A 20367-nucleotide genomic window follows, 5' to 3' on the forward strand; every position below is an offset into this window, starting at 1 on the left:
AACAACAAAGGATAAAAACATGATCACATTTAAAACTAATTTAGGTGACATTAAAATCGAATTAGATTTTGACAATGCCCCTAAAACAGCCGCTAACTTTAAGCAATACTGTGAAGAAGGCTTCTACAACGGCACGATATTTCACCGTATAATTAAAGGCTTTATGGCACAAGGTGGTGGTTTTGAATCTGGCATGGGTGAAAAAACAACTCGTGCAGCAATTGAAAACGAAGCAAACAACGGCTTAAGTAACACTCGCGGTAGTTTAGCGATGGCGCGTACTCAAGATCCTCATTCTGCATCGGCGCAATTCTTTATCAACTTAGTTGATAACACTTTCCTTGATTTTAAAGCGGAAAATGTTCAAGGCTGGGGTTACTGTGTATTTGGTAACGTCGTTGAAGGTATGGATGTTGTTGATAAGATGGCGCTTGCTGAAACTGGTCGTTACGGTTTCCATGATGACGTACCAACTAACGATATTTTAGTTGAGTCTGTAGAAGTAGCTTAAGACCTTGCTGACTTACTTTATCGCTGATTTACATTTAACTCAGGAGCGAACGGATATAACCGATTGCTTTCTGAGTTTTTTGCATCATGACGCACCAAAAGCTGAGAAGCTCTATATTCTTGGCGACTTTTTTGAGTTTTGGGTAGGCGATGATGATGACGATCCTTTCGTCCTAGATATTGCTCGAGAGCTAAAAGCGTTAAGCGATAAAGGCACAAAAATTTACTTTATTGTTGGTAATCGCGACTTTTTAATCGGCAAACGATATGCCAAGAAAGCCGGTATGACATTGTTACTTGACGTTCAAGAAATTGATTTATATGGTCAGAAGACAGTGATTATGCACGGTGACTCATTATGTACTAATGATCTTGAGTATATGAAGTTTCGTAAGAAATCTCGCTCTTGGTGGTGGCAAACGATCATTCGCTGTTTACCGCTATCTGTTCGTAAAAATATGGCCCGCAATTACCGTGAAAAAGTTGCAATGCGACCAGACAACCATAAGCCGCAAGAGATTATGGATGTAACGCCAATAGAAGTCGTTAAGACATTAGAGCAGTACAATTCGCAATTGATGATCCACGGCCACACACACCGACCATTTGTGCATAACTTAACGGCAAATGGTAAAGACGCTCAGCGTATCGTGTTAGGCGATTGGTACGATCAAGGCTCCTATTTAAAAGTCACTGAAGATGGTTTTGAATTATTAAACCAATCATTTAAATAAAAAAAGGGATTCAATTGAATCCCTTTTTTATTGTTTCTTTATTAAGACCGCGTGTTAACAACGGTCTTTAGCGACTAAGCAGACTTAACCGTCTCAATCCAAGTTTTCACTCGACGCTCCAAAATATCTAGAGGCATAGCACCGCCGCCTAAGATAGTGTCATGGAAGCCACGAATATCGAACTTATCACCAAGTTCTTTTTCAGCCATCGCTCGAAGTTCCTGAATCTTCAACATACCAATTTTGTATGCTGTTGCTTGCCCAGGTAAAACCATATAGCGTTGAACTTCAGATTTCACTGTCGTCATCGGTGTTGGTACATTGGCAGCAAAATATTCGATTGCCTTGTCTTCGCCCCAACCTTTTGAATGAATACCAGTATCAACTACTAAGCGTACTGCGCGCCAAATTTCATTCACCAATCGACCGAAATCAGAATATGGGTCTTGGTAACCGCCCATCTCTTTAGCCAAGATTTCAGAGTATAAGCCCCAACCTTCACTATAAGCGGTAAAGCCTGCTTGAGTTCTGAACTGTGGAACAGACTCTAACTCTTGCGCAATTGAGATTTGCATATGGTGACCAGGATTACCTTCATGATATGCCACACCCTCTAATTCAGTTTTCGGCATTGCACTCATGTCAGATAAATGTAAGTAATAAATACCATTGCGACTTCCATCTGGCGTGCCAGGGAAGTAATGTGCTGCAGCACCTGGTTGTTCACGGAATGCTTCTACACGTTTAACCTCTAGACCTGCTTTCGGTAAGATACCAAAGTACTCAGGTAACTTTTTATCTATAGTGGCGTAAAATGCTTCGGTGTCATCGATATAACCTTGGCGGCCTTCATCGGTATTTGGATAATAGAACTGTGGATCAGTTTTAATAAATTTAAAGAACGCTTGTAAGTCACCTTCAAAGCCAACTTTTTCTTTAATAGCTTCCATCTCAGCCGTTAATCTTGCAACTTCCGACAAACCGATTTGATGAATTTCATCGGCAGTTAAGTTGGTAGTCGTAGAGGCTTTTAAACGGAAATTGTAATAGGCTTTACCATTTGGTTGGTTAGCTACACCTTGAGCAATTTCATCTGTATTTTTGATATCTTCTTTAAACCATGCAACTAAATCTTGATACGTAGGCAAGAAGTTTTCCATCAGCACCTTCTTACTCTGTGCAAGTAATTCATCTGCCTGTGCTTGGTCGATTTTTTTCGCATCAACTAAGGCGGCAACTTTACGCTTAGCATCCTGCCATAACGCAGCATCATTCTCACTATCAGTGAACGGTGCGCCGTTAATTAAATTGGAAGCTTGGTCAATAACGCCTTCATAAGCAAAACGAGGTGGACGAACGCCCATTTCAGCATTCACTTGAGCTCGTTTGAGTAATATACCAATACCTTCACTTAAACCAATGATACGCTTGTTATAAGCCTGCATGTCACTCAGTTCATCAACTTTGTGGAAGTTAATCATAAACTGCGCAGCAAATGACTGAATCCCCTGCATTTGAGTAAAGATATAACCATTGTGGTTAAACTTTTCTCCTTCGGCCGTTTGGTTGTATTGGTAAATCCAAATATCGTAAGAGATTTTGCCTTCATCAGTAAGCAAGTCATAGTTAAAGTTAGACTTCATATCAGCAACAGAATCTGCTTGCCATTTCAGCTGACGTTTTTCTTCCTCTTCGCTAAAGTCTCCAACTTCATCGTATCGGTCTTTACGCCCTAAAAATGTCATCATAATAGGACTAGTTTGTAACTGTTCTTCATACTTAGCAGCAAACCATTCGTTTAAACGTTTTGTTTCTGCTTGTTGCTGTTCAGCTGTGATCGCAGTGGTAACTTGTGAAGCAGATTGAGTTGGTTCAGATTGTTGACAGGCTGATAGTGCTGCAACCAAACTTAACGCGACTAAAGACTTACGCATGTTATTATTTTCCTTATGTATTTCTTTGTCTATGACAAAACATGAAGCTCAAATAATAGTAAGAGTGTCGATGAATAACAACAAAATGACTGAAATTAAATAGTTTGTTACAACTTAAATTCACTAAAAGCCTTCGAATTTTTTAGTTTGTGCTAGCCAGTCAAATTTCCATAAGTAGGGTCAGATCATACTTTCTCGACTTTTAAAAAATAAAGTTTGATCTGACCCTACTTATTTTTGTTAAATTGGCAGGCCTGAATGAAACTTAAAATCACTATCGGGTGACGAGATTAACTCAGCTTCTTTTTCACCGAAAAACTTCACTCGTTCAGTAATGTCTTTACCGGCAATTTCTTCTGCAAGGGTCAGGTAATCTTGATAGTGTCGAGCTTCAGAGCGTAATAAAGAAATATAAAAGTCCCCTAACCGCTTATCAACGTGTGGCGCCAATTTCGCAAACCGCTCACAAGAGCGCGCTTCGATATAAGCACCACAAATTAATTTATCCACTAGCGTATCAGGTTCATGGGTTTTCACATGCGACAACATACCTTTTGCATATCGTCCTGGCGTTATATGTTTATACGCTATTCCATATTCATCCATTATTTCTAATACTTGATAAAAATGATGCAACTCTTCTTTGATCAGCAATACCATTTTATCAATCAAGTCTTGACCATATGGAGAGTTAGATTTTGGTATAACAGATTTTGAGAGCTTATTTTTATTTGGAAACTCTTTCCAATCACCTGTTTTTTTATATACAAACTGCTCAAATGGACGAAGCCATTCTAATAACGCCTGACCACTTTCTGCATCAACCGCATATTTACGAATTAGAAACATTGCAGATTGCGCCGCTTTTAGCTCACAGACGAGGTGATCAATTAAAATCATAGTAAGATTTTGTTTTTTCTTGGCTTGCTCTACCCATTCGTCAGGGGTCGTGCATTTTAAGAACTTATAGATAGGTGCTAAAAGGTTTTCGTTGGCTGTCATAGTTAATTTCGTTGTGGTCGATTAGCACACTTAATAGATGCTTTGATGTTTATTCTTTACCCATTTTAACACAGAGAAAGCTAATGACTCTAGATATGAATACAGGTTATTAAACATTTCCTATTTAAAACATTCGTCGGAATAATATTCCGATATCGAGTGCCAATTATCAAAATATAGACTTTAAGTGTTAGTTATATACAATAATACTACACCTTCAAAATAGACCTTAAAATCGTTGCGTAATAATCACTTCAGTTATAGCTAAATAGTATATTTAATAACACCTGCACATAAGAAAAATAATTCTCTATTTTGCCAAAATACAGTGCAAAAGATTTGCTTATTTGGGGTGTTGCAATTATGTTAACCGCATAGTTGTTAACTCCAACATTGGTATTTAAAAATAATGTCTACACAAAAAGTAAATCGCAGAGCAAAAGGCGAACAAACTCGTCTTAAAATATTGCAAGCGGCAATCGAAGTAATCGCAACTCAAGGGGTAAAAGCAACCACTCATAGAGCTGTTGCCCAAAAAGCAGACACGCAACTTTCATTAACCACGTATTATTTTAAAGATATAAAAGAGTTAGTTAGAGAAGCCATTTTATTAAGCTCAGATCAGATGCTATATACGTCCAGCGAAGAATGGCGCCAAGCATTTGAGCTTTTAGATAGTTATGATGCAACAAGTTTACGTAAAGTATCTGTGCGCGAGCAGTTATGTGAACAATTGAGCAACCTAGCTGCCCATCACATGTATGAAAACATTCTTCAGCGTCCAATTGGTTTAGCGGTAGAACAAATATTTTTCACTGAAATGGTATATTCTGCAGAACTAAAAGATTTAGCAAATAAACATATCGATATTATGCTAAATCAATTTATAATGTTTGCTCGATATTTTAATAAAGTAGACCCAGAGGTCGATGCAGAATTAACTATGATTGCATTGACTCGGACCCAATATAAATACTTATCTATGGATAATACGGATATTAACTTAAGTGATATTTTAGTATTAGTTAAACGTCAGTTAAGTTGGGTTATGGGGCTTAAACGTCAGTAAAAATGGACAAACAATGCAATATCAGTCGTTAATTGAAAATCAGAAAAAATACTTTAACCAAGGTATCACTCGAGATCTAACTTGGCGGAAACAGCAATTAAAACAAATCAAAGCTATGATTGCTGACAATGAATCTCGTTGGTTAGAGGCCTTAGATTCAGATTTAGGTAAACCCGCATTAGAGTCATGGGTAACTGAGCTTTCTTATATTACCGGCGATGTTGATCACGTCATTAAAAAACTGAATAAGTGGAGCAAAAAACGTAGGGTTTCAACACCTATCGTCGCACAACCTGGTTCATCTTATATTAAACCTGAACCAAAAGGTTCAGTGTTAATCATGAGCGCATGGAATTACCCTGTGCAATTGGTGTTTGCACCATTAGTGGCAGTAATCGCTGCGGGTAACTGTGCAGTAATAAAACCATCAGAATTAGCACCTGCTGTTTCTTCACTTATTGCAGAATTAGTGCCTAAATACTTAGATGAAAATGCTGTCAATGTTGTTGAAGGTGCTGTACCCGAAACTACTGCTCTATTAGAGCTACCTTTCGACCATATTATGTATACCGGTAATGGCATGGTCGCTAAGATTGTAATGACTGCCGCGGCAAAACATTTAACTCCTGTAACACTTGAGTTAGGTGGTAAGAGCCCTGTATTTGTTGATAGCAATATCGACATCAACATCGCGGCGCAACGTTTGGCTTGGGGAAAATGGATTAATTCAGGACAAACATGTATTGCCCCTGATTACATTCTAACGACCAAAGACATGGTTGAACCATTAATCAACGCTTTAAAACAACAAATCACTTTAATGTTCGGCGATAACCCAAAGACTAGCGATAGCTATGGTCGTATCGTCAATGAACGTCACACAGAACGTCTTAGTACCTACCTTGATAGCGGTGACATTGTTTGTGGTGGTGAGTTTGATATTGCAGCAAAATATTTTTCACCAACCATCATTAAAGATCCAGCTCTGGATTCTAAACTAATGACCGATGAAATATTCGGCGCAATTTTCCCAATTATTACTATTGATAATTATCAAGCGGCGAAAGAATTTATTGTCGCCCGAGACAAACCACTAGCGTCTTACATCTTTACTAAAGACAGTGCCAAGCAAAACGATTGGGTCGCTAACATTTCTTCGGGTAGCCAATGTATTAACGATGTGATCATGTTTAACGCGGTACCAGAATTGCCATTTGGTGGTGTTGGACCAAGTGGTATGGGTCAATACAGCGGCAAAATAGGCTTTGATAATTTTAGCCATTTAAAATCGGTACTTAAGCGTCCATTTTTAAAAGACTTGCCGGTTAGATTCGCGCCTTATACTAGTTTGAAGTTTAAACTACTACGCATGATTCGCTAAGGCTATTAGCAATATGTACAAATAAAAAGGTGATCAATGATCACCTTTTCTATTTTCGCTAGTTTAAAATAATTGCTATCATTGGCGTGCATTCAAACAACAGCGAACAGCTCTGATAAACTAATCATATGACTAATAAAGACGTTAAAAAGCTTCTTAGCAATCACCAAGAGCTCATTCATAGTGATGCGGTTAAAGTGACATCTCACGTACAACGTCAAGATGATGATTGGTATATCAATACTTTGATGATAGATAATCATCAAGTACCATTTATTTATAAGCGTAAGAAGCCTTACCAATCACTAAAAGGCGCTAGAGTTAATATCACCTATTACCGAGACATTAAACAACTTGCCGGAATGGATTTTGAGACAATGAAAGTGGTTCGACTGAAAGTGTGTTAATCCCCCCTATTAAGCGCTGCTTTTATCCTTAACTTCTCGATATCGGGGCTTTTTCATATCCCACTTTATTGGTTTTTGTATTCACTTTTCTTTTGAAATTGCTTAACTGAAAATAAGCATTTATTGATAATCATTAGCATTGTAATAAGCATTAATATTTCGATTCGCGCCAAACTGCTAAATTTTTAGACTTTTTTTGATTATATTTCAATCATCTCTTGACGAATTGACCAACATATTACATAACTAGATGTAAGCAATTATAAAAATAATAATAAAAAACAAATCTATTGCTTAAAAGATGTACAATTTTTTTAAAACTTAAATTTAAAATAGAGTTTTGGAAAGATTGTTTTATGGGGATCAATCGAGGAAGTTAAAATGATACTAAATCATATTTGGGGACTATATACACATCCAAAAGACGAATGGGCAGATATCGATAATCGCCACGAAAGTATAATGTATGGATTATCACACATAATGCTAGTTGCTTTAATACCGTCTATTTGTGGCTATTACGCTGCCGCTCATATTGGTTGGAGCATAGGTGCTGGTGATCCAGTTAAAGTTACTGAAAGCAGTGCTATGGTATTAGCAGCAGGTATGTACGCAGCAATTATCGCGGGTGTATTTGCGTTAGCATATTTAATTCAATGGATGGCAAAGACTTTTGATGCTACTCCTAATTTCACCCAAGCGCTTGAGCTAGCAGCTTATGCTGCAACACCAATATTAATGGTAGGTTTAGCGGCCTTATATCCTGTACTTTGGTTCGTTGCAATGGCAGGTATGTTGGCTGTCGCTTACTCAGTCTATTTACTTTATTCTGGCGTACCAATCATGATGCATATTCCAGAAGAAAAAGGCTTTATCTATGCCAGTTCTGTGGTCACCGTTGGTTTAGTATTGTTGGTGTGCGTGCTAGCAAGTACCGCGATGATTTGGACGTTAGGTTTTGGCCCTGAATTTATGGGTTAACCATTAACCTTTTACCAAAAACAGATATTAAATTGATCAAAAAAGGCGCTATTATTAAGCGCCTTTTTTATTGGATAGATTTTTTAAAGCTTCTTGATATAGCTATTCAAAAACTTATACCAATTATTGTTCGAGGTTTAATCTGAACCTTCGTTGTACATCTCAAGAATAGAATCAGCTTCTTTATCTGTTTCTTCTTTGGTTTCGTTATTACGTAATGCGTTTAATTGCTCAAGGTAATCATTATCGATATCTTGCGTAATGTAACGACCATCAAATACAGATGTTTCAAATTGCTTAATATCAGGGTTGCCAGTACCTACCGCTGTAATTAGATCATCAAGATCTTGGAATATTAACTTGTCTGCGCCAATTAATTCACAGATATCATCTAGTTCACGACCATGGGCAATCAATTCATTCGCGCTTGGCATATCAATACCATATACGTTAGGGAAACGAACTTCAGGTGCTGCAGAAGCAAAGTAAACTTTCTTTGCGCCCGCTGCGCGAGCCATTTCAATGATTTGACCTGACGTTGTACCACGTACAATCGAATCATCTACTAGTAATACGTTTTTGCCTTTAAATTCACGCGCAATTGGGTTCAACTTACGACGCACTGATTTCTTACGCTCTGCTTGACCAGGCATAATAAACGTACGACCAACATAGCGGTTTTTAACAAAACCTTGGCGATATGGAATATCTAATTTTTGTGCGATTTGTAAGGCGATGTCACATGATGTTTCTGGAATTGGAATAACAACATCAATATCGTCATCTTCCCATTCACGAGAAATTTTCTTACCTAACAAAGTCCCCATTTCAACACGAGATCCATATACCGACATTTTATCGATAGTTGAATCAGGACGAGCAAAATATACGAACTCAAAAATACAAGGATTGTACGTTGGGTTTTGCGCACATTGTTGTGAATGTAATTTACCGTCTAATGTAACGTAAATTGCTTCACCAGGTGCAACGTCGCGGATAAATTCAAAATCACACGCATCTAGTGCAACAGATTCTGACGCTACCATGTATTCAGTACCTGATTCAGTTTCACGTTTACCAAATACTAACGGGCGGATGCCGTGCGGGTCACGAAATGCAACCATACCATGACCAACAATCAAGGCCACAGTCGCATAAGCGCCACGTACATGACGATGAACATTAGTCACCGCTTTAAAAATATCTTCTGGAGTTAAATCAAGGTTATCGGTTTTTTGCAATTCGTGAGCAAATACGTTCAATAATAACTCAGAGTCAGATGTCGTATTTACATGACGACGAGCATTATTGTATAACCAATCTGCCAGTTGATCAGCGTTAGTTAAATTACCGTTATGGGCTAATGAAATACCGTACGGTGAATTTGCGAAAAATGGTTGAGCTTCAGACGAGCTAGACGTCCCGGCTGTAGGATAACGTACGTGACCAATACCAATGTCACCTTGTAAGCGCAACATGTGTCTAGTATGGAATACATCCTTTACTAGGCCATTTCCTTTACGTAATCTAAATTTGTTGTCACTTATTGTAACGATACCAGCAGCATCCTGACCGCGATGTTGAATTACTGTTAAACCATCATATAAAGCTTGTCCAACTGGTGTTGAACCTACTATGCCAACAATACCACACATGAAATTTCTCTCCGCAAGAAAACTTAAATTTTAAACGCTAAATTACTTTAAATAACATTAAGTTAGAAAACTTGAAGTGTTTTTTATATATTCAAAAAACCACTCGATTATTATTTTGAACTCAGGGATAAGTTTAGCCTGTTGCCACCAATCACTTTCCTTAGCTGGTGTAAAAGCATCCATAAAAAATAGTATGGCACTTACAACGAGCGCTCCTCTAAGAGCGCCGAACGCTAAACCCAGTACTCTGTCGGTTCCCGACAGCCCTGTTTTTGAAACCAATTGACCAATTAAATAGTTTATTACTGCACCGATAATCAATGTCAGAATAAATAAAATTGCGATCGCCGCAGCATTACGCAACATTGGGTCAGTAATATTGGTCAAATATGCTGCAAGGTCTTGATAGAAACCACTTGCAACGAAAAAAGCAGATATCCATATAATCAGTGAAACCGCTTCTTTTACAAAGCCTCTGACTAAGCTGATCAACGTTGATATGCCTATTATTATTAGGATGGCATAATCGATCCAAACCATATTAAAGTCTTCCTACTTTTTACGGGGCGCATTTTAACAGAATCGCCCGCTGTTTTACTAATTATTTGTACTAAAAATCACAGTTAAGCAATTAATCAACTGGTTGAAACTTAGCAATTCTTCCTTGCACGCCTGTCATCTTCTTTAATTTCGGTAACTTACGTTCCAAAGATGCTTTACTTATCTCTGGTCCAATAAATACTTTGGTTAAATTTTTTCCGGCAGAAGTTCTGATTGGTTTGGTAAAGGTTGTGTAACCCGCAGCTTTTAATTCTTTTAAAAGCTTATCAACATTGTTTTTATCACTAAAGCTACCAAGCTGAATCACATAAGCTTGTTGTTTATTAACGCTTGGCGGCGTCACATTAACAACTTTTGGCTTTTCTTTTTTTGTCGTAGTTTGCTTTGGAGTGGCTTGTTTGGTTTCTTCAATCACCGCTTCTTTAATCGGCGGTTTATTTAACGCTGAATTTTGTTCGGTTTGAGCAATCAATTGTGAATCACTCGGCTCTTCATCAACTATTGGTTGTTGATCTGATATATCTTCAAAATCTTCATTGGGGAAATCTTTGATTTCTATTTGAGTGACTGGCTCTTCACCAGCAGGAATAGATTCAAACTGGGCTTGATACTGTTGTTTTTCACCATCGAAAAAATTCGGTAGGAAAATGATAGCTGCGGCTGCAACAATGATTGTACCAACTATTCGGTTTTGAAACGGGGTCGACAAAACGGCTCCTTAAAATATGGCCTTTTTAATACTGGCTACTGTATAGAAAGAGCCAAAGACCAAAATCATGTCGTTATTATTTGCATTCTTTACAGCTATTCTATAGGCATCATTGACATTGTCAAAGCTATTCACAGAATTAGCTGATTGTTGCAGTATTTTTTCCAGCTTTTCAGCTTTCGCTCCGCGCGATACATCAAGATTTCCTACATACCAATGGTCAATACAATCGAGCATTTCAGTTAGCGTAGATTCAATATCTTTATCGGCGAGCATGGCGCATACGGCATGCACTTGTGGTTTATTATTACTTTTTACAAATTTATTCAAATACCTCGCGGCATGTGGATTATGTCCAACATCGAGTACAATCATTGGCTCATTTTGAACAACCTCTGTTCGTCCCTCAACACAGGTATCACTGATCCATTGGTTAATATCATCTGTTTTTAATGACATGCCAAGGACGCTAAGCGTCATTAATGCTGTCGCGACATTATCTCTTGGAATATTCGTTGCCGCTAATGATTTAAAAGACTCGCTTTCAATAGTGAGGTCCCAAGGCTGTAACAGGCGATCACCGGTAATATTAAATTCAGCGCCGCGTTTATACATTTGGCAATTGAGTAACTGGCAGTGTTCAATAACGCTGATTGGAATATCGGTATCACCGATAATAATAGGTTTATCAGCGCGAGCTATACCAGCTTTTTCATAACCAATGAGTTCTCTTGTATCACCTAAGTAACTTTGATGATCTAAATCAATACTAGTGATCACTGCAACATCGCAATCAATCATATTAGTTGCGTCTAATCGCCCACCTAAACCAACTTCTAAAATAAGAAAGCTTGTTTTTTTATCACTAGCGATCATTAGAGCGGCTAACGTGGTGTACTCGTAATAGGTTAAGGTAATTTCAGCACGGGCAGTTTCAATTTGCGCAAAGGCATCAATTAACGACTTATCGTCTACTAACGCTTTATTAAATCGCAAACGCTCATTGAATGTTTCGATATGAGGACTGCTATATACCGCAACACTGTGACCCAATGACAAAAGAGCGTTTTCAATAAACGCACAGGTTGTGCCTTTGCCATTAGTACCCGCCACGGTGATGATTTTTGAATTAGTTAAATCAATATTAAGACGCTGCCCGACTTCTCGGATACGTGTTAGTCCCATATCAATTTCACTAGGATGGATTGATTCTAAATAAAAAAGCCACTCATCTAAACTAGAAAATGAGTGGCATTTGTTTGTGTTCATAGCTATTTATTCGACTATTGAGTAATCAACTAATAATTAGATAGTTGGCTCTGGATGTCCCATAAATTTAGCAATCATGCGAGACAGCGTAGAGCGCATTTCTCGACGATCAACGATCATATCAATTGCACCATGCTCTAATAAGAATTCAGAACGTTGGAAGCCTTCTGGTAACTTCTCACGAACAGTCTGCTCAATAACACGAGGGCCAGCAAAACCGATTAGTGCTTTAGGCTCACCAACGTTGATATCACCTAACATTGCTAAACTTGCAGATACACCGCCCATTGTAGGGTCAGTTAATACCGAAATAAACGGCAAGCCTTTTTCGCTCATTTTAGCTAGCGCCGCACTTGTTTTAGCCATTTGCATTAATGACATTAGTGCTTCTTGCATACGCGCTCCACCACTGGCAGAGAAACATACAAGCGGCAGATCATGCTTTAAACATTCTTCAGCAGCTTTAACAAATCTTGCACCAACCACAGATGCCATTGAACCGCCTAAGAATGAAAATTCAAATGCTACCGCAACGACCGGGATACCATTTAATTCACCACGTAAAGCAACTAATGCGTCTTTTTCGCCAGTCGCTTTTTGTGCTGCAGCGATTCGGTCCTTGTAACGTTTAGAATCTTTAAACTTCAATTTATCTTGAGGCTCTAATTCTGCACCGATTTCTACTTTTTCGCTTTTATCTAGGAATGAATCTAAACGAGTACGAGCATTTAAACGCATGTGATGGTCACATTTAGGACAAACTCCTAACTGACGTTCTAGCTCAGCTTTATATAGTACGGCACCACATGCTGTACACTTACTCCAAACACCTTCAGGAATATTATGCTTACTAACAGGTGTAGATTTTGCTTTTGGTAGAATTTTTTCAATCCAGCTCATAATTGAGTATACCTATTCTCTGCTCATGAAACTTTAACCGCTGATTGTATCTTAATTAGAAACTACCTAGCCATTAAAGTCATTAAATGTAAGTCCGCTAGTGGTTATTATTTAAACACGAGCAAACCATAAAATAAAATTGCGCTAATTTAACCACATTTCCACTATCAATTCACAGTAAAAACTGGTCTGTTTTGTCGCATTTTAACCCAACTTCTATACTTTTGCCTAACTTTTAACCGATTTTTACGATTTTATCATCTATAACAAAAATAATGGGCCAGCATTTTGTTGTGGAATATTAAAATGTTCAGGAAAATCCACACCAACAAAATAAAGACCACCAGATGGTGCAGTCATTCCTGCTTTACAACGGTTTTTCATTGATAATACATCACCAATCCATGCGACAGTTTCTTGTTTACGACCAACGCGAATTAAGCTACCGGCAATATTTCGTACCATATGATGCAAAAATGCATTCGCTTTAATATCAATAACGACATAATTACCTTGTCGCGTCACATTAAGATGTAATACCGTACGCTCAGGTGAACTCGCCTGACAATGTACGGTTCGATACGAGGTAAAGTCATGTTTACCAACTAACTGTTGTGCAGCTTCATGCATCAATACTTCGTCTAAATGTTCGTAACAATGGCTAAGGCCCTTGTGAAAGATAGCGGGTCTTAAAGGACTGTTATAAATTACGTACTTATAGCGACGTGCAGTCGCGCTAAAACGAGCATGAAAATCGTCAGCAACTCGCATTCCCCAGCGCACAGAAATGTCTTTCGGTAAATTAGTATTAATGCCCATTGTCCAAGCACGCTCCCCTCTATCGACAGGGGCATCAAAATGAATCACTTGGTTGGTGCCATGCACGCCAGTATCCGTGCGGCCCGCACAGATCACTTCAGTCGGTTGATTAACCACTTTCGATAAAGCCCGTTCAAGCTCTTGTTGAACACTGTTTACGTGATTTTGACGTTGCCAACCACAATAGTTGCTACCGTCATACTCAATTCCAAGAGCAAAACGCATGATTACTTATCCAATAAAAATTTTGCGCTAATATAGCAAATATTATCTTTGGGTTAAATATAAGAAAATATTAGTTAAAGCGGTAATGACGATTTAGAAAACAAAAACGCCGGCAAACCGGCGTCTTATAATTGATAGTAAATTGGTTCTATTTCATTGAGTAAAGTAAATCTTGAGCTTGTTGTTGCTGTGCTGAATTACCTAACTTCATGACATTTTTTAAGATAACAGCGGCATTATCCAAATCGCCAATTTCAATATAAACCTGAGCTAAATCCAGCTTTGCCTTAACACCGTGTTTGTCATCATCTACATTAACGTGATTAACATTGTTAGCAAATTCAGGGAATTCATTAAGACCTACATCGATGCTATCGGCTTTGTATACTTCAGACTCTTCTTCATGAACAGAGTATTCTTCAATAAGCTCATCTATTTCAATGAACTCGTCTGATTTCTTATCTGAACTTTTAGCCGTGTTCGCTGCATCACTAGCACTGTCTTTATCATCAGAGGCAGTTGCTGTATTTACGTTCTCAGCACTTACTTGCTCTTCGCTAGTGTCTTTATTTTCCTGTTGAGTTATCTCTTTCTCTACTGCTTTTTTCTGCGGACGCAAAGGAGTTACATTGCTGCTGGCTTTAGCAGTGGGTTTACTGTTGGTATCAGTTTCTGGTTCAGATTGAGTTGATATTTCAGCAAGAAGTTTATCAAACTCAACATCATCATAATCATTGATTTCAGGAATAGTCTCGCTGGCAAATTCTTCGTCAACGAACTCTTCATTCACAAAGTTCTCTTCAACCTTACTATCTTCATTGTCTGGTTCTGATTTCGCACTGCGCAGTTTTCTTGGTCTTGATTCATCTTCAAGCATTCCATCGATAATTTGATCAATATCTAGATCATCAGCATTAGCTTGGATTTCAACTTCCTTATTATCTTGCTCGCGTTGTTCTTTTTGTTGTTTTTCAAGATCGGCAACTAAATTATCAAGTAACGCTTTTTCATCCAACAAGCTGCTGTCTTCTTCTACCGGGGTAAAGTCCATCGATGAAAATGCAGAGCTTACATTAGGGTTTTCATCTATGGTAAAAGATTCAGTTTTAGGATCAACAATTTGAGTATTGTCTTGTTGTGCATCAGTTTCAGCACGAATTTCTGATTTTACTTGGGATTGCTCGACAGGCTGCACTTCAGCTACGTCTGTAATATCCGGTTTTGATTCAGCAACAACGTCTGCTTCCGTTTTCGACACATCATCAGTTATTAACGGTACGCTTTCATTACTAAGACTTACCGCTTCATCTTTATTGGTATTCTTGTTTTTATCAGATTTCTTACTTTCATTTGCAGCAGATTCTTTGCTCGTCGTGGTATTTTTTTGCGATGCTTGTTCAGCCGCTTTACGGCGAGAAACTTTTACGAATAGGACGATAACCAAAATGGCCAAGATAGCATTAACCGACCAGTAAGCAATTGGATTAGCTAAAAGGCCTTGTTCTGATAGTTTTTTCTGTTGTGCTAACAAGCGTTGCTCACGTAACTTAGCTTGTTGCAATAATTTATTTTGTTGCTCTAATTGTTCGTCGAGCTTTAATTGCATTTCATTGGCTTTAGCCACTTCATATTGCAAATAAGAAAGTTGATCATCTACAGAAGATAAACTCTCTTTTAATTCATTATTTTCTTGTTGTAGTTCGGTATAAGTATTTTCTTGAACTGCTGCTTCAGCAACCGCTACTTGGGGTTGAGAATTCTCCTGCTCTAGTTCAGTTACTTCAACATCGCTTGATACTTCTGCAACAATTACTTCTTGCTCAACTTCGCTGTTTTCAACACTAACGCTTTCAGTACTGGCGATTTCAATATCAGCGGCATCTTCACTGCCATTGTCAGCCACATTGATTTGATCTTGTTCAGCAACTGACTCCAACGCTTGCTGTTGATCCGCTTCGGATTTGCCATATGGGAATGGCGGTATTTCACGTATTTGTTCTATCGTTGGGATCCTAAGATACTGTCCCTCAACCATAGTATTAATATCATCTCGCAAGAATGCGTTAGGGTTAGTTTTAAATAGCGCCATCATCACCTGGTAATTAGATACGCTAGTATCTGGGCGGTGGGCAACCGCTATCTTCCATAACGTGTCCGATGATTGGATTGGTCCGTAGGTTTTCTTGTTTTCTTCAACAAAGTCGCTATCAGTGTTGTCAGCAATAGTTTGCTGTTCAGCAAAAGATGATGTACTAAGCGCAACAGAAATACCAACGAAAAATGTCAGTAGAATATTATGGCGTGATGTTCTTGCGTTATTGGCTGCCATGAAAAGATCCTTCCTTTTAAGGGCACTTTATTATTAATTCGCGAATATATTAATCGATTAACATTCAATTAATAAACCACTATATAACAGAAACCGCTGGGATTCTATTAAAAATCCTCAGCGGCTTTCAGTGGTATTACCAGTAATTATAAGTAATCGCGAACCAATACTTCTGCAATCTGTACTGAGTTAGTTGCGGCACCTTTACGAACGTTATCAGCAACAATCCACATGTTGATTCCATTTGGATGTGAAATATCTTCGCGAATGCGACCTACAAACGTTTCATCTTTGCCTGAACAGCTGCTTACTTGCGTAGGGAAGTCTTCATCGTTTTCACACAATACAACGCCTTGTGCTTGCGCTAACAAAGCTTTAACTTCATCGGCAGAAGTTTGTTGTGTCGTTTCAATGTGCAATGCTTCACCATGACCATAAAACACCGGAACACGCACTGCTGTTGGATTTACCAAAATTTCTTGATTACCAAGAATTTTCTTAGTTTCCCACACCATCTTCATTTCTTCACGGGTATAACCATTGTCTTCGAAGCTATCAATCTGAGGTATCACGTTAAAGGCGATTTGACGAGAAAACGCTTCTACTTTTACTGGCTTACCAGATAATAAATCAGCACATTGTTTTGCTAATTCTTCAATCGCTTCTTTACCTGCACCTGAAACTGATTGATAGGTTGAAACGTTTATACGTTCGATACCAACGGCATCATAAATTGGTTTCAACGCAACCATCATTTGAATAGTAGAACAATTTGGGTTGGCGATAATATTGCGGTTACGGTAATCCACTAACGCTTCTGGATTTACTTCTGGTACCACTAACGGAATATCATCGTCGTAACGAAACTCAGAGGTGTTATCAATAACAATACAGCCTGCATCTGCAGCAATTGGAGCAAACTTAGCTGACGTAGCGCCGCCGGCTGAGAAAAAACCGATTTGTGCTTGTGAGAAATCAAAAGTATCAGCATCAATAACTTCAATACTCTTACCATTAAATTCAACTACTTCGCCAGCAGAGCGCGCACTTGCTAATGGGTATAAATTATTAATTGGAAATTTTCTTTCTTCTAAAATTTCCATCATATGTTTGCCAACCAAACCAGTTGCACCTAATACAACTACATCAAATTTTTGGGTCATTTTGATTCTCGTTATCGATTTCTTATAAATGTTTTATGGTAAAGCCAAGATTTTGCAATATCATGACATTACTCATGTTTTGTGGCGTCAATTCTAACGCACTAAACTCTCTTCTTACAGGATAATTTTTTCTTAAATAGTCAAATGTTTTATCACCTAACTGAGTGCGAAAAATCTTATCATCACGTCTCACATCATAAACTCGTAACACGTGATTTATCACTTCTTTAAAGCCTTCACTAAAACCTTCACCAATGCAAGTATCAACAGCTTCAAGTTTACCCTCTGAATCTCGCATAAAATCATGCTCAGGTAAATACGCAGACAGGGTTTTATCCACCATTTCTGAATTATTTTTCACTATCCCTGCATTTTCTTGCAAAAATGCATGGTAAAGCATTTCGGTTCCCCGCGATTTACCCTCTAATGAATAGCCTGCAATATGTGCTGTCGCTAGCTGACAGTAATCAATAAGCTCAGTCAATATGTCCGGCTCTGACTCCCATACATCAAGAACTATATGTGGTCCTTTATTTTGTTTTTTTATGGCTAACAACGCGTGATTGTTAATCACTTCACCACGACAAGCATTAATCAGTATTTGAGCACTGGACAGACGCGATAACTCAGTGTCATCAAACATATGAAATGTTGGACTGTCACCATCTCTAGTGATTGGCACATGCAGCGAAATAATATCGCATTGCATAATCTCTGGCAGTTCAACAAAGGTTCGGGTATCACCGCTTTGTTGTAACAATGGATCGCACAATGAATATTTCACGCCAACAGCATCAAGTTTTTTCGCTAATTGACTACCGGTATTACCACCACCAACTATGCCAACGGTTTTATCACGTAAATCAAAATCTAAACGCTGTGATAACACCAACATCGCACTCAATACGTACTCGGCGACAGATACAGCATTGCAACCAGGAGCACTACTAAAAGCAATACCACGTTGCTGCAAATAGGTTTGGTCGATATGATCGACGCCTATCGTTGCCGTGCCAACAAACTTAATTTTGTTATTTAACGAAAGTAACTGCTCATCTACTTGGGTAATGCTGCGAACTAATAATACATCTGCATCAATTAATTGCTCTGCGCTAATTTCTCTTCCAGGAAAACGAATTACGTCACCTAGATCAGCAAAGAATTCTTCGGCGAAAGGGATATTTTCGTCAATAAATATTTTCAATCGGGAAAACCTTAAATCAGCTATTCAAATTTTGCATTTTGCAATTTGCAATTTGCAATTTGCAATTGTTGTGAATATTACAAACAAAAAGAGCCGGGTAAAACCCAGCTCTTGATATTATCGCTAAATAATAAGAATAAATTCTTCTTATTTATATTTTTTCAATACTAACGTTGAGTTTGTACCACCAAAACCAAAGCTGTTAGACATTGCAAGTTCAATGTTCGCTTCTTTAGCTTCTGTAACGATATTTAGGCCTTCAGCCTTTTCATCTAGTTCTTCAACGTTTACTGATGGTGCGATGAAATTATTTTCCATCATCATCATAGTATAAATTGCTTCGTGTACACCAGCAGCACCTAATGCGTGACCAGTCATTGCTTTCGTTGCAGAAATCGCTGGTGATTTACCACCAAACACTTCTTGAATCGCACCAAGCTCTTTCACATCACCAACAGGTGTTGATGTACCGTGAGTGTTTAAGTAATCAATTTCACCTTCAACACCTTCCATTGCTTGTTGCATACAACGAACCGCACCTTCACCACTAGGAGCAACCATGTCATATCCGTCAGATGTTGCGCCGTAACCAACAACTTCAGCGTAGATATGTGCACCACGAGCTAGAGCGTGTTCAAGTTCTTCAACAACAACCATACCGCCACCGCCAGAGATAACAAAACCATCGCGGTTTGCATCATAAGTACGAGACGCTTTTTCAGGCGTATCATTATACTTTGTTGATAATGCACCCATGCCATCAAACATCATTGCTAATGACCAATCAACCTCTTCACCACCACCGGCGAAAACGATGTCTTGCTTGCCTAATTGAATCAATTCAGCAGCATGACCAATACAGTGTGCTGAAGTTGCACAAGCTGAACTGATTGAGTAGTTATTACCTAAAATTTTAAAAGGTGTTGCTAAACATGCAGAACATGTAGACGACATTGTTTTAGGAACTGCGTAAGGACCAACACGCTTAACACCACGATTACGTAATGTATCTGCAGAATTAACTACGTTTAACGATGAAGCACCACCTGAACCGGCAATTAAGCCTGTACGGTAGTTAGATACTTGCTCGTCAGTTAATTTTGCATCTTTAATCGCTTCTTCCATAGCAATGTATGCGTAACCCGCAGCATCACCCATAAAACGGAAAACTTTACGATCAATATGTTCTTTTGGTTCCATGTTTGGCTTACCCCAAACATTTGAACGCAAACCCATCTCTTCAAAGCTTTCAGAGCGAGTGATACCAGAGCGACCTGTCTTTAAAGATTCTAATACTTCTTCAGCATTGTTACCGATAGACGATACAATACCCATACCTGTAATAACTACACGTTTCATTCTTAATAAACCTAAGTTGATTGATTTAACTGTGCGTATGATACTACGATTTTTCAAGAAACTGGTCTGTCCAGTGTACGCGTGTACACTGATTTTAAAAAAGGTGTGAATATCTTGTTCTAAATCAGCGCTGGTTTTCATTTAAACGACAAGGTA

At 38.4% G+C, this 20367-nt stretch carries 18 protein-coding genes; 6 read left to right on the forward strand and 12 right to left on the reverse strand.

What is annotated here, in order from left to right; all coding sequences use genetic code 11:
* Positions 1-19: 19 nt before the first annotated feature.
* Together LT090_RS12355 and lpxH are read left to right on the forward strand one after the other, a co-directional pair.
* Positions 20-511 carry a peptidylprolyl isomerase gene (locus tag LT090_RS12355; RefSeq protein WP_068545670.1) on the forward strand — a complete coding sequence of 164 codons (492 nt, stop codon included), beginning with the start codon at positions 20-22 and terminating at the stop codon, positions 509-511.
* Between the two features lie 4 nt (positions 512-515).
* Entirely contained in the window at positions 516-1244 is a 729-nt protein-coding gene (lpxH, locus tag LT090_RS12360; protein WP_068545669.1) for a UDP-2,3-diacylglucosamine diphosphatase, read from the forward strand.
* Between the two features lie 74 nt (positions 1245-1318).
* Here the strand turns inward: lpxH and LT090_RS12365 are convergent, their stop codons facing one another.
* Together LT090_RS12365 and miaE are read right to left on the reverse strand one after the other, a co-directional pair.
* Positions 1319-3178, reverse strand: a complete 1860-nt coding sequence (locus LT090_RS12365) for a DUF885 domain-containing protein (RefSeq protein ID WP_068545668.1) — start codon at positions 3176-3178, stop codon at positions 1319-1321.
* A gap of 240 nt (positions 3179-3418) precedes the next feature.
* Entirely contained in the window at positions 3419-4180 is a 762-nt protein-coding gene (gene miaE / locus LT090_RS12370) for a tRNA isopentenyl-2-thiomethyl-A-37 hydroxylase MiaE (RefSeq protein WP_068545667.1), read from the reverse strand.
* Positions 4181-4589: 409 nt separating this feature from the next.
* Here miaE and LT090_RS12375 point away from each other — a divergent pair, with 409 nt between their 5' ends.
* From LT090_RS12375 to LT090_RS12390, 4 genes are all read left to right on the forward strand, one after another.
* Positions 4590-5249, forward strand: a complete 660-nt coding sequence (locus tag LT090_RS12375) for a TetR/AcrR family transcriptional regulator (protein WP_068545666.1) — start codon at positions 4590-4592, stop codon at positions 5247-5249.
* 13 nt (positions 5250-5262) lie between these two features.
* Entirely contained in the window at positions 5263-6630 is a 1368-nt protein-coding gene (locus LT090_RS12380) for an aldehyde dehydrogenase family protein (protein WP_068545665.1), read from the forward strand.
* A 128-nt stretch (positions 6631-6758) separates the two neighbouring features.
* Positions 6759-7037, forward strand: coding sequence for a hypothetical protein (locus LT090_RS12385; RefSeq protein ID WP_068545664.1), 279 nt, complete (start codon positions 6759-6761; stop codon positions 7035-7037).
* A gap of 381 nt (positions 7038-7418) precedes the next feature.
* Positions 7419-8018 carry a Yip1 family protein gene (locus LT090_RS12390; RefSeq protein ID WP_068545663.1) on the forward strand — a complete coding sequence of 200 codons (600 nt, stop codon included), beginning with the start codon at positions 7419-7421 and terminating at the stop codon, positions 8016-8018.
* Positions 8019-8155: 137 nt separating this feature from the next.
* Here LT090_RS12390 and purF read toward each other — a convergent pair whose 3' ends face one another.
* From purF to fabB, 10 genes are all read right to left on the reverse strand, one after another.
* Entirely contained in the window at positions 8156-9673 is a 1518-nt protein-coding gene (purF, locus tag LT090_RS12395) for an amidophosphoribosyltransferase (protein ID WP_068545662.1), read from the reverse strand.
* A 57-nt stretch (positions 9674-9730) separates the two neighbouring features.
* On the reverse strand, positions 9731-10213 hold the full coding sequence (locus tag LT090_RS12400) for a CvpA family protein (protein ID WP_068545661.1): 483 nt from the start codon (positions 10211-10213) through the stop codon (positions 9731-9733).
* Between the two features lie 91 nt (positions 10214-10304).
* Positions 10305-10943: an SPOR domain-containing protein gene (locus tag LT090_RS12405; protein ID WP_068545660.1), complete on the reverse strand. Its 639-nt coding sequence runs from the start codon at positions 10941-10943 to the stop codon at positions 10305-10307.
* 9 nt (positions 10944-10952) lie between these two features.
* Complete coding sequence (gene folC / locus LT090_RS12410) at positions 10953-12212, reverse strand: bifunctional tetrahydrofolate synthase/dihydrofolate synthase (protein WP_068545659.1); 1260 nt, start codon at positions 12210-12212, stop codon at positions 10953-10955.
* Between the two features lie 36 nt (positions 12213-12248).
* A complete protein-coding gene (gene accD / locus LT090_RS12415) occupies positions 12249-13112 on the reverse strand; it encodes an acetyl-CoA carboxylase, carboxyltransferase subunit beta (RefSeq protein ID WP_068545658.1) in 864 nt (287 codons plus the stop codon).
* A 261-nt stretch (positions 13113-13373) separates the two neighbouring features.
* On the reverse strand, positions 13374-14156 hold the full coding sequence (gene truA, locus LT090_RS12420) for a tRNA pseudouridine(38-40) synthase TruA (protein WP_068545657.1): 783 nt from the start codon (positions 14154-14156) through the stop codon (positions 13374-13376).
* 148 nt (positions 14157-14304) lie between these two features.
* Positions 14305-16485, reverse strand: a complete 2181-nt coding sequence (locus LT090_RS12425) for a FimV/HubP family polar landmark protein (protein ID WP_068545656.1) — start codon at positions 16483-16485, stop codon at positions 14305-14307.
* Positions 16486-16631: 146 nt separating this feature from the next.
* Positions 16632-17648, reverse strand: coding sequence for an aspartate-semialdehyde dehydrogenase (locus LT090_RS12430; RefSeq protein ID WP_068545655.1), 1017 nt, complete (start codon positions 17646-17648; stop codon positions 16632-16634).
* A 22-nt stretch (positions 17649-17670) separates the two neighbouring features.
* Entirely contained in the window at positions 17671-18852 is a 1182-nt protein-coding gene (locus tag LT090_RS12435; protein ID WP_068545654.1) for a 4-phosphoerythronate dehydrogenase, read from the reverse strand.
* Between the two features lie 147 nt (positions 18853-18999).
* Positions 19000-20211, reverse strand: a complete 1212-nt coding sequence (gene fabB / locus LT090_RS12440; RefSeq protein WP_068545800.1) for a beta-ketoacyl-ACP synthase I — start codon at positions 20209-20211, stop codon at positions 19000-19002.
* Between the last annotated feature and the right edge of the window lie 156 nt (positions 20212-20367).

The sequence above is a fragment of the Thalassotalea crassostreae genome (genome assembly GCF_001831495.1).
In the GTDB taxonomy this organism is placed as follows: domain Bacteria; phylum Pseudomonadota; class Gammaproteobacteria; order Enterobacterales; family Alteromonadaceae; genus Thalassotalea_A; species Thalassotalea_A crassostreae.